This is a genomic window from Paenibacillus germinis, from assembly GCF_013141785.1.
Taxonomy (GTDB): domain Bacteria; phylum Bacillota; class Bacilli; order Paenibacillales; family NBRC-103111; genus Paenibacillus_E; species Paenibacillus_E phytorum.
On record NZ_WHOC01000076.1, the window covers coordinates 1 to 16,642 of the forward strand.

Annotated in this window: 9 protein-coding genes and 1 pseudogene; all 10 read right to left on the bottom strand. The window is 47.8% G+C overall.

Annotation, left to right across the window (positions count from 1 at the left end):
* A pseudogene (locus GC102_RS15175) lies at positions 1-305 on the bottom strand (mandelate racemase); the annotation flags it as partial.
* 294 nt (positions 306-599) lie between these two features.
* Positions 600-2,042, bottom strand: a complete 1,443-nt coding sequence (locus tag GC102_RS15180) for an ABC transporter substrate-binding protein (protein WP_171690293.1) — start codon at positions 2,040-2,042, stop codon at positions 600-602.
* A 105-nt stretch (positions 2,043-2,147) separates the two neighbouring features.
* On the bottom strand, positions 2,148-3,860 hold the full coding sequence (locus GC102_RS15185) for a sensor histidine kinase (RefSeq protein ID WP_171690294.1): 1,713 nt from the start codon (positions 3,858-3,860) through the stop codon (positions 2,148-2,150).
* A complete protein-coding gene (locus GC102_RS15190) occupies positions 3,857-5,407 on the bottom strand; it encodes a response regulator transcription factor (protein ID WP_171690295.1) in 1,551 nt (516 codons plus the stop codon). The genes GC102_RS15185 and GC102_RS15190 overlap by 4 nt, the downstream gene beginning before the upstream one ends.
* 18 nt (positions 5,408-5,425) lie before the next feature.
* A complete protein-coding gene (locus tag GC102_RS15195; RefSeq protein WP_171690296.1) occupies positions 5,426-6,256 on the bottom strand; it encodes a carbohydrate ABC transporter permease in 831 nt (276 codons plus the stop codon).
* 13 nt (positions 6,257-6,269) lie between these two features.
* The gene (locus GC102_RS15200) at positions 6,270-7,259 is read right to left on the bottom strand and encodes a carbohydrate ABC transporter permease (protein ID WP_171690297.1); all 990 of its coding nucleotides are present in this window, start codon (positions 7,257-7,259) and stop codon (positions 6,270-6,272) included.
* Between the two features lie 367 nt (positions 7,260-7,626).
* Positions 7,627-13,026 (bottom strand): hypothetical protein, encoded by a 5,400-nt coding sequence (locus GC102_RS15205; RefSeq protein WP_171690298.1) that lies wholly within the window; start codon positions 13,024-13,026, stop codon positions 7,627-7,629.
* A 125-nt stretch (positions 13,027-13,151) separates the two neighbouring features.
* Positions 13,152-14,732: an extracellular solute-binding protein gene (locus tag GC102_RS15210; RefSeq protein WP_171690299.1), complete on the bottom strand. Its 1,581-nt coding sequence runs from the start codon at positions 14,730-14,732 to the stop codon at positions 13,152-13,154.
* Between the two features lie 61 nt (positions 14,733-14,793).
* Positions 14,794-15,657 (bottom strand): carbohydrate ABC transporter permease, encoded by an 864-nt coding sequence (locus tag GC102_RS15215; RefSeq protein ID WP_171690300.1) that lies wholly within the window; start codon positions 15,655-15,657, stop codon positions 14,794-14,796.
* A 12-nt stretch (positions 15,658-15,669) separates the two neighbouring features.
* A complete protein-coding gene (locus GC102_RS15220; protein ID WP_171690301.1) occupies positions 15,670-16,593 on the bottom strand; it encodes an ABC transporter permease in 924 nt (307 codons plus the stop codon).
* Positions 16,594-16,642: the final 49 nt, after the last annotated feature.

Here is a 16,642-nt window from a genome sequence, read left to right on the forward strand (position 1 = left end):
CCCAGTGATTTACCGTTAATGTCCCACAATGCCATTTCCACTGCACTGAGCGCAGACATCAGTACAGCTCCGCCCCGCCAGTAGGCATCACGATATATATTGTGATAATGCGCTTCGATATCAAGCGGGCTTTTACCGATTAGGTAACGTTTTATATCTTCTATTGCCCCAGTTACAGCATTCTCTTTATACTCCAGCGTTGCTTCGCCAACCCCTGAAATACCTTCATCTGTGTAAATTTTGACGAATACGAAGTTTGTCCGGTAACAATCGACGACAAACGTATTCACGCCAGTAATTTTCATCTCCACACCCCTAAGAAACATGTTATATTTATTTTTAGTTTAAAATCATCACGAGATTTTTTGGATCTCGTGATGATTTGCATTCACTCTATTTCTTGTTTGGATGTTCCTTTTTATAAATTTCCGTAGCTTGCTCTATCCACTTTTGCCCGCTCACGGACTGAATCGCCGCCCCTTGCACTAGATAGATAACACCCCCAGAGCTATTTGCTATGCAAAGCGATCTGGGGGGTGCGAAAGATAAGCTTTTCACCGAAGTATAGTTCCGGTAACGTTAATCGCTGCTATCAGCCGTTACTTCAGCGACTTGAAATCCGGCTGCAGATACTTGTTTAAATTCACCGTTTTCGCTTCCACATTGGCAGCCGTCAGTTTGTTGAACGCATCTCCCAGCTCTTGCAGTCCCTTCTCAATTTCCGGAAGCTCCTTGCCCTTGATAAACAGCTCCGTCATGACGTCATTTACAACGCCCGCTTTTTTGACATCGATTGAGCCCACTTTAAGCGGAGGGTTTAAAACGGAATAATCCAGCAGTGGCGCCATCGGATAATTCGTTGACTTCCCATTGATGACAAAACCTGCTGATCCCTTGCGATCCACTGGTTGAATCGATTTTTCCTGAGCGGCAAGGTTTGTAAAGGAACCGAGACCCTTTTTTGCCAGCGTCACAAACATTTCATCGGAGATCATGAATTCCCATACCTTCTTTGCTTCATTAAGATGCTCCGTTTTTTTGTTGATGCTGTATCCACCCGCTGTCTCGTAGGCAGGACCACCCAGAACTTTCCCTCCCCAGGTAGGGAAGTCTGCCACGGCCCAGTCGATTTTTGCTGGAAACTGATCGTTGAATACCCCGATATCCCAGGTGGCCGCGGACAGCATGCCGATATTGCCCTCCGAAAACTGGGCGCGGATCATATCGTTGTCATAATTGCCTACGCCTGGAAAGACGCTGCCTTCCTTATTCACATCAATCCACCACTTCACATATTTAGCAAAAGGCGAAAAGTCATATTTTCCAGTTACGGCATTCCAGCCATCCCTGCCATAAATGTCTCCCGAAACAACTGCCGGATAAGTCACATAATACCGCCAGAATGCCGTCTGCTTGATCGGCAGACCGAGACCGAACTTCTTGCCGCCTCCACTGGCTGTTATCTGTTTAGCATATTGCTGCATTTCCTGCCAGGTCGTTGGGGGTTTCTCTGGATCAAGTCCTGATGCTTTAAACAAATCCTTATTGTAAACTAATTTAAAAGTGGTGACGTTCTCAAAGACACGGTCCAGTTCACCATTTTTGGAGGTTGGTGGAGCTGTAAGAGCGGATTTATCAAAGCGTTTGCGAATCTCCGGTGTGATCATGGGATTCAAATCCAATGGATAATCCGCATTGGACAGATCGGGAATATAATAAGCAATATCCGGAAGTTTACCCGCATTCAGTGCAAGCTTCAGCTGCTCGTTATAGTTGTCCGAGTAAACCTTATAGTCAATCTGAATATTGTCAGGATTCGTTTCATTGAACTTTTTGATTAAGCCCTCACGAACCTCAAGATCATGCCGTGTGTTGGTCCAAACCTTGATCGTCACTTTTTCCTTAGGCTTTTCTTTCTCTACCCCCGCGGTGCTGCTGGCATCCTTGCCATTGTTTGTGCCAGACGAGCACCCGGCAGACAGAGCCAACACCACGGCAGCTATCGTAATCAAACTGCGGTTTCCCCATTTATTTCTACTCAATTGCTTCAACCCCTCATCTTGATTTGAATTACACCCTCATTATAGAAAGGAATCCACCCGCAGTTAACCCCTCAAAACTCGTATTTACTAACAAACCAGCCGCGATTATGGAAGCTTTTCCACATAGGGAAGCAGCAGCTCAAAGCATTTTCCCTGCTCCAACTTCTTCATCCGCAGGCCACTATCTTCACCAAAATAGAGCCGGATCCGCTCATGAACATTACGGATGCCAAAGGAGTCTGGATCGGGAACCTGCTCGCTGAGCAGCCGCTGTACCCGCTCCTCGTCCAGAACTTGTCCATCATCAAAGACACCAATGCAAAAAGCATCCTCTGCTGCGCGCCAGCCTTCAACCTTGATAAGACTTCCACCCGCCTGGCGGCTCATTCCGTACATGATGGCGTTTTCCACCAGCGGCTGAAGCGAGATCTTCACAATCTCCTGCTGCATGAATTCCTCAGGGATCTGGATGGCAATCGTAAACTGCCCCTTGTAGCGGATTTGCTGCATGCCAATATAATTATTCAGGTGCCTTAGTTCCTGCTCGACGGTCACGACATCGATCTGATCCAGGCCTCCTCGAAGAAAACCGCTTAAATATTCAATCATACTGGTGAGCTCCCGATCCTTGTGCTCCAGCGCTTTCCACTGGATGGTATCCAGGCTGTTGTAGAGAAAATGCGGGTTAATCTGATACTGCAACAGCCTCAGGCGGTACTCCTTCTTCAGCACCTGCTCCTGGCGGATTTCCATTAACAGTTCACGAATCCCGTCATAGAGGACGCCAATTTCATCCGCTCGCACCAAAGGTGGGATATGCAGGTTGACCCCCTCGCTTTTCTTGCGGACAACTAGTAGGGCCAGCCTTTCAATCGGCCGGGAGAAATTCCGTGCCAGCCGGATGGAGAGTAGAGTCATACCCAACAGCAGAAGCCCCACCAGGCCGATGGTCCATTGATACACCTTGTAGAGCGGCAGCAGCACCTGATGCCGCGGCACAATACCGAGCAGCATCCATTCCGCCCCAATCGTCCGCATGGAATAATAGCTGTCCCCTTCTGTAAAGCTGTATTCCTGCTTGTCCATACTCTTCTCTTCAGGAAGACGAAGGATTCTCGACTGGAGCTCCGAATTCTCCTCCGTTCCCGGAGAACGGATTAATCTTCCATTCTCGGCATCGACAATCAAATACTGGCTTTGCCCTAAATGCTGCGGCTCCTCCAGCATCGCGCTCATGGAGCTATACGGGATGGAAATCAGCAGACAACCGTGCAATTGCTGAGCGGCAACACTTCCTAAAGGAACGATCCAGGTGAATTCACCCGTTGTTTTATCGTCAGACAGCCAGTAAACGTGTTCAAGCGTTCGTTTGTCCAGGGAAAAGCTCTCAATACGTGCGGGATCATTTTTTACAGGAAGGCCGTAGCTGGAAAGATAGTGATTTCGGGGCAAGAGAAAGGAAACACGAAAATCCGCGTTAATATACTTGATATTGGTCAGGTACTGAGATAGCCGGTTGGCCACCTCTACCTGCTTGAGAATAGGAGCTTGCGGATTTGCAAAAGCCTGCATCAGCTCTTCATCCTGAAGAAACAGCCCCTCTGCTGTCTTGAATTCCTGGTATAGCTGCCCGAGAGGGGCAGCTGTGCGGGACAGGATCAAGTCCGCGCTTTCTTCCAATTGCCGGGTAAATAAATTGGAGGTCACGAGGATATTAACAAGGCCGACAGCCAGAAGTGGAAGGAGCGCCAAAGCGAGCATAAGCAAGAACAGCTTTTGATGAAACCGGCGGAAGGGAGGGCGGCGCTGTTGCTTCATACAAGAGCCCCCCGATACTCCGAAGGTGTCATGCCATATTCCCTTTTGAACAACTTCACAAAATGCTCTACCTTGTTGTACCCGACTTTGTAGGACACCTCATACACCTTAAGCGTGGGATCCTTCAGCAGCCTGATTGCTGCGCCCATGCGGGCCCGAAGCAGGTGAACACGGAAAGTGACTCCCGTTTGCTGCTTGAAGAGCTCACTCAAGTAAACAGGGGAAAGGCCTAAATCCTCGGCAATGGTGGTCAGTTGGAGATCCTGTTCGTATTCCCTGCCAATCCGCTCCAGGGCAAGACGAATCAACCGATGGATGCCTTTGCCATGCCGCTGACGGAGCAAATGATGGATCTCATGGGTAAAGAAATACAGAAGTTCCTTGATTTTCGCATGACCGGAGATGCGCATCCTTAAGTCATCTGTATTCGGCAAAAGTCCTTCACCCTGGGCCCCAGCATGCTCCCGGATCGTGGACAGCCATTCAAAGCACCAGCGCTGAGCCGCATTCAGCTCCCATTCCACAAAGGCAGGAGCCAATTGGTTTAGCCACTCGATCACACGGTCTGTATCTCCCTGCAGCATCCACCCAATGAGCTCCGCCATAGGCTTCGTCCATTGCACATAGGCCATTTCGTCACGGGACGGCAAAAGAAAGCGAACCGGATCCTCCGGATTCGCTCCCATATATTCCATCATTTTCTCCGTTTCCCAAAACAATCTAGACAGTTGGAGCGGACTTTGTCCAGACTCTGAAATCATAATGTGTACTTTCTTTTTGGTGAATCGGTCTATATAATCGTATAATCGCTGGGCAAAGACGAGGAGCTCCTCTTGGGAGTTCATGCCTCCCGTAACCAGCAGCCATTTACCAAAGGAAAGACGAATCGGGCAAATAGCCTCATATTCGGCTATAAGCTCGAACATGACATTCTGCACGGCAAACTGGTCAATCTTAGCAGACTCCATATGACCGTGTTGATCAGCCCCATCCAACGTAATCAGGTGCAGTCTCAACTCACCATCTAGCAGCCATTTCAGCCCTACCTGAACACACTCCTCTTTCCACTCATAGCCAGGTTGATCTCCTAATATGAGCTCCTGAATATACTGGGAGCGGATGGACTCCTCATAATATCGATTGCGACGGTCACGTTTTCTTAGCACCTTAAGCTGCTCCAGCCTATCCACCTGCTTAAGAAGAACCTGCAGTAATTCTTCAGGCTTCGTCGGCTTGAGGAGATAATCCGTTACACCCAACTGGAGTGCCCTGTGGGCATAATCGAACTCACTGTAAGCACTGAGTATGATAAACTGGGTATTCGGTCGATATGCCTCAGCCCGGGCTATCATCTCTAGTCCTGTCATATCCGGCATTCTGATGTCCGTAATGACAATATCCGGAGATACAGCCCGGATTTGTTCGAGGGCGCTCTCTCCATCCTCTGCTACACTAGCAACCACGAGATCGTATTCTTCCCAAGGAATAATTGTGACAAGTCTTTCCCGAATAAAATGCTCATCATCCACAATCAACACTTTATACATGCTGCATCCTCCGATCTGTCAACCCTTCACAGCACCTTGCGCAAGTCCACCTACAATTTGTCGGTTTAATACAATAAATACGACGAGTACGGGAATTACAGAAATCATCGAGCCCGCCAGCAGCAAATTCCAGGCCGCTGCTCCAGAACCCATATTCCGCAGTTCAACCACACCTACAGTCAGTGTTTTGGTATCCGGATTACCGATACTCATGACTAAAGGGAAAATATAATTGTTCCATTCCGCAATAAATTCCAACAGGAAAAAAGTAGCGGTAATCGGAGCCATCAACGGCAATGTCAGTCGGTAAAAACGCTTGAAATAGGAGGCCCCATCAACAATTGCCGCCTCATCCATCTCCTTGCCGAGCGATTTAACGAAGCCTTCGTACAGGAAAACACTAGCCCCCAAACCATACAAGGCAGCAAGAGGGATCGTAAAAATACTGTTCGTCAACCCCCAATCCACGGCAAGCTTGAATTTAGGGTACAAGGTCATCGGACCCAAGCTGACGAACATCACCCCGATAATCAGCAGCGAGAGCAGTCGTTTGCCAGGGAATTTGGTTCTGGCAAAAACATACCCAGACATAGCCCCCATAAACACACTCAGCCCAGAGCTGACCGTAGCAAAAATCACCGAGTTATAGAAATAAAGGGAGAAATTCAGCTCTTTCCAAACCTCCGAATAGTTGGAGAATACCCACTTACGGGGCAGTAAGCCGCCACCCGTAATCAGTTCCTGGTTGGATTTGAAGGAATAAAACAAGACGTAAAGCACCGGAATCAACGTTATGATGGCGACGACAGACAAAATTACATACTTTAACCACTTTAACAGATGTTTCACCTTGCTGTCCTCCTTAATTATGATAATCCATTTTCTTGGTCAACTTGAAGTAGCCTATCGATATCACGACCAGGATAAGTGCGGTAAACACCGCGACCGTTGCCCCGTAGCCATAATTAGTCCCTGCATCTCCTCCGAAAAACTGATGAAAAATATACAAGAAGGTCAGCTCGGTAGCATAGTTCGGTCCACCATCCGTAAGGACGAGAAAGGGGCCCATCGACTTGAGTGTCCCTAGAATAGACAGGAACAAAATCATCTGCAGAATCCGCCCCATCATTGGAAGGGAGATATAACGCACCTTGGTCCACCCCGAAGCGCCGTCGATATCAGCGCTTTCATAGACATCCTTCGGAATGCTGGTCAGACCTACAAGTAAAAGCAGCATATTGATCCCGAAATACTGCCAGGCGTCTAAAACCATACCGCTAACAAAAGCTGTCCACCCGCCTGACAGAAAGGCAATGGGTTGATCGATCAGGTTTAGGGCGAGCAGCAGCTGATTGAGACCCCCGTTGTACGGGTTCAGCAGGATATAAACCACCAAGGCCATCGTTGAGGCCGGCAGAATGTAAGGCATAACAAACATGGCCCGAAACACATTCTTTCCTTTCAATTGCGAACTGAGGAACAGGGCCAGCATAAAGGCCAGAGGAAGCTCAAGGATGATTTTCAGGGAGAAAAGAGCCTGCTTCCAGAGGCTAGACCAGTAGATTTGATCATCCATCAGTCTTCGGAAATTAGCCAGTCCCGTAAACCGCTCCGGCCTAACCCCATCATAGTAATAAAAAACGTATTTAACAGCCCAAGCAATCGGGTATAAGGAAAAAAGAACAAAGCAGCAAACAGGAATCAGCAGCATAAGGTAAGCGGCGCCGTACTTTCTCCAGAAGAGCCGAAAGGGGTTTAGGGCTCTTACACTTACAGCCGGAGTCATGTCAGACTTTACGGATAAATCAGTCATCATGGGTATTGCCCCCTTATTTTGTATTGGTAACGCCATTATAGCACCCCCCTTTTTGACTATCCCCCCCTTAAACTTTATATATACTGCACATAATTGGAGAAATTCTGGGCCGGGATTCATCGTTCTTCATCCCACTGGCAAGCAATTTCCTGAATCGCCCGATAGAACACCTCCAGAATTTTTTCCTCGCCCTCGGTTTTAATATTAAAATCATATTCCACGGCTCGAATCGCTTGTTGAGCTCACCAAGGATAAACGACTCCGTCGTCCTTCTGGGACGAGCGCGTTTGTCAAGGTAGATGCGAAGCAAAAGTATAAAACTTATACTTTCTTATCTACTAAAAAAAAACGGAGCCGCGTATACTACGCGTTCTCCGTTTTTTGAGTTTCTATCGCAAGCTTACTACTTAGTTACTTTTACAATCATCTTATCGCTGGATATGGCTCCCGCATTGTTGACGAGCTCCGCGCGATACTCATAGGTGCCTATTGCTCTATTCGCTATGGTCGTTACGGCTGATTGAGCAGTGGGGGTTTTATCCAAAAGTGTTTGCGTATCGATTAGAACGCTGTTTTCATATAAATGATACGTTGTTCCATTCGTACCCCACCACATGTTCATGGTGGCTTTGAAGTTGCCGTCACCATCCCAGTTATCGCTCGACAGAACCGGTTTTGCAGGCGCTGCTTTCGTTACTGTTACAATATGCGTACTGCTCGTCGTTGTCCCGAATGCATTGGTAAGCTCTGCATAATAACGATAGGTCCCATTCTTCTTGCCGTAAACGGCGGTTGCCACCGTTTGTGCGTTTGGTGAATTGTCAGTAAGGATTTTCGTATCGATTAAAACATCATTCTCGTAAAGCTTATAGATGCTACCGTTTTCTCCATACCACATATTCACCTTAACATTATAGTTACCGTCTTGCAGTCCCGTATCGTAACCATTGTCATCTGAAAGGATCGGCATACCCGGTATGGCACTAGCCTCTCCAGCATGAGGATTGTAAACGGCAATATAGGAAGCGGTGGATTCTGCCGTAGTGTAGTAACTGTTGTTCAAAAGATTTGACTTCACCTCATATAGCCCAACTGGAAGCAAAATACTCGTGGATGCTTGGCCTTCGCTGTCTGTTTGGTAAACAACATTGGTAACAGAACTAACGTAGTGAGCATTGGCTACAGTCGGACTAACCGTTAAGATCGTAAAGCTGACAGGCAATCCGCCTAAGCTACCCAGCTCACCATCCTGCTGCTGCAGCACCTTAGAAGAAAGGGTTACTGGCATATTCGTTTGAACAACCGTCGATCCCGTGTAGGAAATAGAAGCGTTCTCTTTTCCGACCGTCAATTGCCCTATGCCTTCGCTCCCCTGATACAACGAGACAGCGTTTTGCGCAAATATAGCTTTAACCTCATAATTTAAGGTATTGGCTTCCGGTGCTGCGCCGACTTCGATTTTATAGTTTAGTTGGGCCAATCCTTGAGCATCCGTAACTCCAGCAGTACCTACAGCGCTGCCATTCATACTGAACAAAATCGTTTCTCCCGTTACAGGGTGACCTTGGCTATCCTTCAAGTTTGCCTTAATCGCGACAGAATCGCTATAGATGCCAGAAGCAGGTTCAACCTGCAGCACGGTACCCGCATAGATTGTAAAATGAACCGTTGCCGCCGAAACATTTCCGGCGCGATCTGATACGGCTATGGATAACGTATGGGAACCTTTTCCGGTAATTGCTGTCCCTTCCTGCCATGGCTGGCCCTCGAGCAGGATGGTTTTACTTTCAATGCCGCTTTGCTCATCTTGAACCAAAACGATCGGCGTCACACTGTCCGTATAGCCCTTGCCATTCTCAAGCCCCTCGATGGAGATGCTCGGGGCTATTCGGTCCGATAAATTTAAATCGCCGATAAACTTCACAGTTGTAAAATCGGAATCCGTTGCACCTATCCAGTTCGCATTGGCAATGATCCACATTTGGCCGTCCCGTAATCCCCAAACCTTTCCATCCTCCGTACTGTAAAGGACTTTGGAGGTAGGTGTCGGATTGAGAACCTGAACCGTATCCCCATTAGCGAGTGTAACGGCCTCACCTGTAAAATAAGCATCCAGATTAGGGAGGGCGCCCAAGTTTTTGCGAAGCCCTAAATAGACGATTTTTCTGCCGGAATTCCTAATGTCTTGTAAGGAGCGAATCGGATCTCCCCAAACCGTCGTTGCCGGATCATCTTCAAGGCTTACCAATATAGGATTAGAAGTGGCGTTCCAATCATATGTCGGGAGCGCCCATCGATGATCTGATGCTAACAGGGCTCCTGCGCCACGGTAATCGTTGCCCGGCAAAACTGCCGTACGCTGATTAGGCTTAAACCACCACATCTGTCCAGCAGGATAAGCATAATACGCAAAAGCTTCCGGCTTCTCATCTATCAATGGGTTCAAACGCGTTTCCGCCAATAAGCTGTTCCTGTACTCCTCCAGCCAGCCAAATTCTTCAGGCTTCGCCGTATAGGAATAATAATCTCTCAGGTTTGCATCTGAAAATGTATGGAATAAAAAGTCATAGATTCCCTTCATCCCGCCTGAAATAAGGGTATTGAAATGTTCGTGCATCGTCGTTTTGTCGGGGTAGCCTATCTGTTTGGATGCCGCTTTTCGGCTTACATTTTCATCCACCTGGGTTTCCGTAACAATCAGCCATGTTGTTTTGGCCGATTGTTCAGCCGCCGCATATGCGTCTCCGGTCTTGCGCAGCAGCTCAACTGAATCATCCCCGTAAATTTCTCCGCCTAAGCCATCCAGTCCTCCGTGCAATTGGCGGTTGATATTATACCTTTTCAAGAGACCTACATATTTATAGACAACAGGGGCATCGGCGGCTTCCGAGATTTTGTCGGCAATCCGGTTGTTGAACCCACCAAAAGAAGCATCCCGAAATTCCAGATGGTCATCCCACATCACCCCTGTGCGAGCATCAGCAGTATTTATTGCGCCTGTTGCCGGATCCACGAGATAAAGAAGGCCTTCCCATGCGCTTCCCGAAGGTCCAGTCTGTAAAGGTATAAGCCTGGTAGCCGCTTCGAAAGAATCTACGGGGCTGCCCATTTTCCAGGCAGCATTTAATTCATTTAATGATTGGTATTTATTGGCCAACCAATCTTTATATTGGTCGCGGTAAACTGGCGAATCCATCACGATGCTCTCGTACCAATTGATGATCCCCGACTCATTGTAAATCGGATCTACAAACAATCGGAAGTTAGAGCCCAATTCCAATTTGCTCGCCAAATTGAAGATAGCCTGCTCCGTTGCATTCCCTGCATCCCATATATTCTGCATGGAATTGCCGCTAAATAGAACTCGGGGAGTAAAGTAAACGGTATACGTGCTGTCATTAGGCAGATGAATAGGGGCACGTACCTTGAATTTCCCTTCTACTACAGGCTCTACGGTCCCTTCCCCGCTCTGGACTGCTTCCCCAGTTGCGGAGTTAACGACTAGGAAAAGGGTGGAAAGCGGTTTTTGAAAGCCGCGAAGCACTGAGGTCGGAATGTCAAGCGTTACCTCTCCGCTCGCCGTCACGTTCTCGACTTTGAAAGTTCCTCCAGCCTCATTGGCTCTTATCAGATATCCCTCACTCAGACTGGATGCGTAGCCGTGGAACTGCAAGCCATAAGTAAATCCTTGTTCTTCCAAATAATTCACGATCCACTGCCATACCCTGGCAGGACGCTTTGTGCCGGAAGTAACCGCATTAATATATATATCCTTCACGCCATTTGCCTTCATTTGCTGAAGAATGGCGAGGTCGTACTCCCAATTTGCTTTATTCTGGTCTGGTTTGGTCACATCAAAGTTGATCAAATATTTGGAGGTCCACATGCCTCCCACAGGCACGAACGGTTTTCCATCCCAGATCATGGCATGGGCTTGATTCACATACCAGGTATGGGAACGTCCTGTCTTTTTGTCAGCGAATTGCCCGAAGGTAAGCGGTTTATAGGATGAGCTGCCGCCAGCGCCTACGATCTCGACCTGTTTCACAACGCTTTGCTGAGTCTTCATTTGGTGAAGCCCGAATTTGATCTGATAGGCTCCCTCTGGAAGCCCGTCAGGAACTTTGAAGGGCACCATGATGGTTGTGGCTTGGCTAGAATTCCAACCGGCCGGGAGAGAAGGAACTTCCTCGACTCCCCACAAAACATCCCCTCTCCAGAAAGAAAAGTAACCCGTTGTTTCAAAATTCACGATCCCATCCAAGGCCAACGTGACTCCTGCCTGCCCGTATGCCATTTCCCGTTGGATTTGTGTTGGAAGGTTCATATCGAGCACTTGTACGGTCAGCGGAACTGGTTCGGGAGAGGGGGTCCCTACTACGATATCGCCAACCTTCGCATAAGTGCCAGTATTCTGGTAATTAACGCCAGCGATTCCGGTTCTCACCTCATAGTTCGAATCAAATGCGTCAGAAGGCACGGTCTGCACCAAATTGTCTGTGTAATCCTGGTTGATTTGCCAGTCCTTCATCGGGATCATAGGTTGCTTGGTAATTCTCGTAACCGTCTCCCCTTTCCAAACGATTTCTGCATAAATCAAAGGCGAGCTTTGTACCGCTTCCGTGATCCTGTTCTTCACAGTAACAGTGACCGTTTGGTCTCGGTTCACACTGGTAGCGGAAAGAGAGGACCCTGCATAGTTGATCTTGACCTTTGCCGGATCGAAAGGCTTGTTGAATTGCTCCGGAGTCCAGTTCCATTCCGCTGGCACGATAACGATAGAATCTAGCGCATGGTAATAAAATTTTGGCGCCATCTCACGCAGGGCATCCGTTAACATGCTGAAGGAGTGCACCCCGCCGTTTAACGCCACTTCGCTTAATTTGTCCCAGTATACCGGGACTTGCCGGCTATCGCTTGTTTTATACATTTCCGAAGAACGAATCAATGGAATCGCGCTTTCATAAGATGAAGCATCTATCTTCCACTTATATCGTGACACATAATCGGTCGAACCGTTCGTAGATAGCACCCATATGGCATAATTGCCGCTTTGTGGCACAGCAAACGAAAAATCAGCCTTATGTGTTTTTGAAGTATCTGTACTGTCTAATGTGAGCGTTTTCAAACTACTTGCTTTCGAATCAGTTTTAATTTTGTAATCTCCGCCAGTGGCATCTCCCGCTTCCCCCTCTATCCAGGCAAAATCATTGATTCGTGGACGTGCGAATTTGTCCGGAGTCCAGTTCCATTCCACAGGCACAATAACAATAGAATCCAGAGCATGATAATAAAATTTGGGTGTCAATTCCCTCATAACATCCGTCATAAAGCTGAGTGAGTGCTGTCCGGTGTTTAACGTCAAATCGTTTAATTTATCCCAGTACATCGGTATTTGCCTATAATCTTTGGTTCGATAAACCTCTGGCGTACGTAGCTTGGGAACTGCGCTTTGGTAAGAGGAATCATCCATTTTCCATTTATACCGTGACAAATAAGTATCCGATCCTGTCGAGGATAATACCCATATCGCGTATTTGCCGTTTTTCGAGATAGCGAATGAAAAATCGGCTTGATGGGTTTTCGTCGTATCTGTGCTGTCAACGGTGAGAATTTTTTGCGTGCTTGCACCCAAATCGGTCTTCATTTTATAGTCTCCGCTAACAGCATTTGCATTTTCGCCTTCCAACCACACATAATCAGTTTCAGGATCGGCAAAAGCAAAATTAGAGAATAACAAAGAAAATAACAAGAGAAACGATACAAGCGTTATCCTCTTGACAAAAACATGAAATAAACTCATTCAAAGTCCTCCCACTTTAGACTCTCGGTAACAAAAGAAAGCGCTTTCTCATCTGATCAAAACAAATGCAAACTCTATGTTTGCATTCGTCTTTCCAAATCTATTTTCGGGCGTCAGGAGAGTCCTTACTTTGAGCCGTAAGTCCGCTTATAGGCCGTGTTGTACATATTCACGATGTCGTCCAGGCCGAGCTTCTTCGACTGTTCGATTAAGTCATTGATTTTCTCATCGTTGATCGGCGTTTTCCCCATCACGAATTCAGCCATCCTCTGATCCAGATATTTCGTGAGATTGTTCAACTTCGACTTCTCCATCTCCTGCTCTTCTTTCGTCTTCACGTAGGACCGCGGAGCCGAGATGACAAGCGGTTCGTAAGCCGCATTGATCTTCTTCGTCTTCTCGTCCAATGCGCTTTCCCAAGCCAAGCGCGGGAGAGCGAAGTCAAAGCCGATCATCGGATACCAGACGCCGTAATCGCGACGAAGCGTGTTGTATGGGGCCGTTCCGAACTCCTCCATAAAACGAGGCTTTCCGTCCACTATTTTATACGTCTTACCCTCAATACCAAGATTAAGCAGTTTCTTGCCTTCTTCGCCAACTAAATAATCGATAAGTTTGACTGCCGCTTGCTTGTCTTTGACTTTGGCAGATACCGCCATGCCCAGACTTCCAACAACCGGACGGGAGAACAAATAATTTTTCACACCTGGAGCAGTAACAGGTAGAAATCCGTCCAAATTGAATTGCTGATTGCCGCTTGCTGTGCGCGCTTTGCTCTGGAGAAGTTCGACATCCGCCTTCCAATAGTAGGTGACGAACGATTTGCTCGAGATCAGCCGCTCGTCATATTGCGCCCGTGTCAGCAGCGAATATTCGGGGTCTAGCAGTTTCTCACTGTACAATTTATTCATGAATTGGAGAGCTTCCTTGAATCCTTTCTGATTCCCAGTAAATGCAAATTGATCGTTCGCGGGATTCAGGTTGATATAACCTTGTATGCCGGTAAATGCTTTCATAAATACGCCGTACAGTCCCATCTCACCTGACTCTGGCGGGGTCAACGTAAGCGGGTAGGACTCAGGATTTTGCTGCTTGAACGCTTTGAGGAGCTGGTAGAACTCATCGAGCGTTGTCGGCGCTTTCAAACCGTATTTATCCATCAGATCTTGTCGCACATACCAGGCTTGGTTGAATCCTTTCCCCCCGATATAGCTGTCCAGTTGAGGAATCGTATACAAGCCTCCATCCGCTGCGGTAGCCTGTGCCTTCGCTTCCGGATTCGTATCGAAAAACTTCTTAATATTGGGGGCCTGATCGAGGTAATCCTTCAGATTCAGAAATACCTTCTCCTGCCCATACTCTCGGCCCTCCTGATTGGTCACCATCATCAAGTCGGTAACCGAATTGGTCGCAATCAGAATCTTTTGCTTCTCGGCAAAAGACGCGGCTGGAACCGCCTGAAATTCAATCTTGGCACCTGTTCTCTTCTCAAGCTCCTTGAACACTTCCCAATCTTGACGCACAGGCCCTTCGACGCGATCGGCAGCAAGCCACGTGAACACAGACGATTTCGGCTTCGCCGCTCCTGCTGACTCACTTGTTACCGGATCCGGCGATTGGCCGGCTTTCCCTCCACTGCTGCAAGCCGTTGCAATCCCGGCAAGCAGGACCGGGACAAGCATCGCCGCTATATTCTTCTTTTTCATATTGCAAACCTCCCATTATCTAGTTTTATCTATAGAAAACAGATTCGATGTGAATCCGACTCTATCCTTTCACTCCACCAATCATGCTGCCTTGAACGAAATGTTTCTGAACAAACGGGTACACGCACAGAATAGGCAACGTTGCAATCATAATCAGCGCATACTTCACCGTTTCCATCGAATTGAGATCGCCTTCGCCCTGCGGCGGATTCAAACCTTCGATCAGATAACTGCGCAGCATGATCTGCAGAGGATACATGTGCTTATCGTTCAAATAAAGAAGCGCATCGAAAAAGGCATTCCACTGACCCACGGCTGTAAACAGGCTAATCGTCATGATAACCGGCATGGAGAGCGGAATTACAGTGTGCAGCAGTACTTGCACCGGCCCGCAGCCGTCTATCGTTGCGGCATCTTCAATCTCCTGCGGAAGCGCTTCAAAAAAGGTCCGCATAATAAAGAGGTGCCAGGTGCTGATCAGCGAAGGAAGGAGAATTGCCCAGATCGTGTTTAGCAAATTCAACTGCTTCACGACCATGAAGGTCGGAATAAGTCCACCGCTGAACAGCATCGTAAAGGCAGCGAGCATCAGGATCGCCCGTCTGCCGGGCAGCCATCTCTTGGCCAGTGGATATGCCATCGCAGCCGTCGCAAACACGGTCAGCAGCGTATGGAAGAGCGTGTAGCGGATCGTGTTCCAGTAGCTGAGCCATAGTTGTTTATCCGAAATCAGCCGTTCATAAGCTATCAGAGTGATCCCTTTGGGCCACAGAACGATCTTTCCTGCGGCTACCATGGCGTTGTTGCTAATCGAAGCAGAGAACACAAAAACCATCGGATACAGCATAGCGATAATCAATAACAGCATGATAAGTACGTTGAAGAAGTCGAACAACTTCGATGGAAAACTTTGCTTGGTATGCATGTGTACCTCCTTCTACCATAAACTGGTCTCGGAATGTTTGCGGGCGATCCGGTTTGCGAACACGACCAGCACGAGGCCGATAACCGATTGGAACAGGCCGACGGCAGATGCAAAGCTGAAGTCTGCATCGAGAATCCCTCTCCGGTACACGTAAGTATTAATCACGTCCGAGGTTTCATAGTTCAGAGGGTTATACAGCAGAATGATCTTCTGGTAGCCGATCTCCATAATGTGGCCCAAATTAAGCACGAACAAAATAATCATGACCGGGACCATGCCGACAAGCGTAATATGCCACATCTTTCGGAAGCGGTTCGCACCGTCCATCTCGGCCGCTTCGTACAAGGACGGGTCGATACCCGCAATTGCCGCTAGATAAAGGATTGTGCCCCAGCCCGCTTTTTGCCAAATTTCGGATCCGATGAAGATCGTTCGAAACCATTCCGGGAGCCCGAGGAACATGACGGGTTCAGCACCGAACCACTTCATGATGACATTAGCTATCCCAGTCGTGGGCGACAGAAAGATGACGAGAATGCCCGCGATCACCACGGTGGACAAGAAATGCGGCATATAGCTGATCGTCTGGACCATCCGTTTAAAATACTTGTTCCTCAGTTCGTGAAATAGAAGCGCTAACACGATCGGTGTCGGAAAATGGAATAATAAATCGTACAAGTTCAGCATCAGCGTATTGCGTATGAGCTTCCATGAATCTGGCGTATTCACGAAAAACTCGGTGAAATGCTTGAATCCGACAAACTTGCTGCCCCAGATGCCAAGTCCCATTGAATAATCCTGAAACGCGATAAGGATCCCGTACATCGGAACATATTTAAAAATGATATAGTACAGAATGCCCGGCAGCATCAACAAGTATAGGATCTTGTTCTTCCGAGCGACCCTCCAGCCCGCTTTCCAATTGCTTGCAACCATTCATGAATCACACTCCCAAATCGTTCATCTGTATAGTCGTTTCTGTATC

Coding starts and splice junctions, on each gene's coding strand:
- GC102_RS15185 (WP_171690294.1), bottom strand. CDS start 3,860: ATGAAGCAACAGCGCCGCCCTCCCTTCCGCCGGTTTCATCAAAAGCTG.
- GC102_RS15190 (WP_171690295.1), bottom strand. CDS start 5,407: ATGTATAAAGTGTTGATTGTGGATGATGAGCATTTTATTCGGGAAAGA.
- GC102_RS15200 (WP_171690297.1), bottom strand. CDS start 7,259: ATGGCGTTACCAATACAAAATAAGGGGGCAATACCCATGATGACTGAT.
- GC102_RS15205 (WP_171690298.1), bottom strand. CDS start 13,026: ATGAGTTTATTTCATGTTTTTGTCAAGAGGATAACGCTTGTATCGTTT.
- GC102_RS15210 (WP_171690299.1), bottom strand. CDS start 14,732: ATGAAAAAGAAGAATATAGCGGCGATGCTTGTCCCGGTCCTGCTTGCC.
- GC102_RS15215 (WP_171690300.1), bottom strand. CDS start 15,657: ATGCATACCAAGCAAAGTTTTCCATCGAAGTTGTTCGACTTCTTCAAC.
- GC102_RS15220 (WP_171690301.1), bottom strand. CDS start 16,593: ATGGTTGCAAGCAATTGGAAAGCGGGCTGGAGGGTCGCTCGGAAGAAC.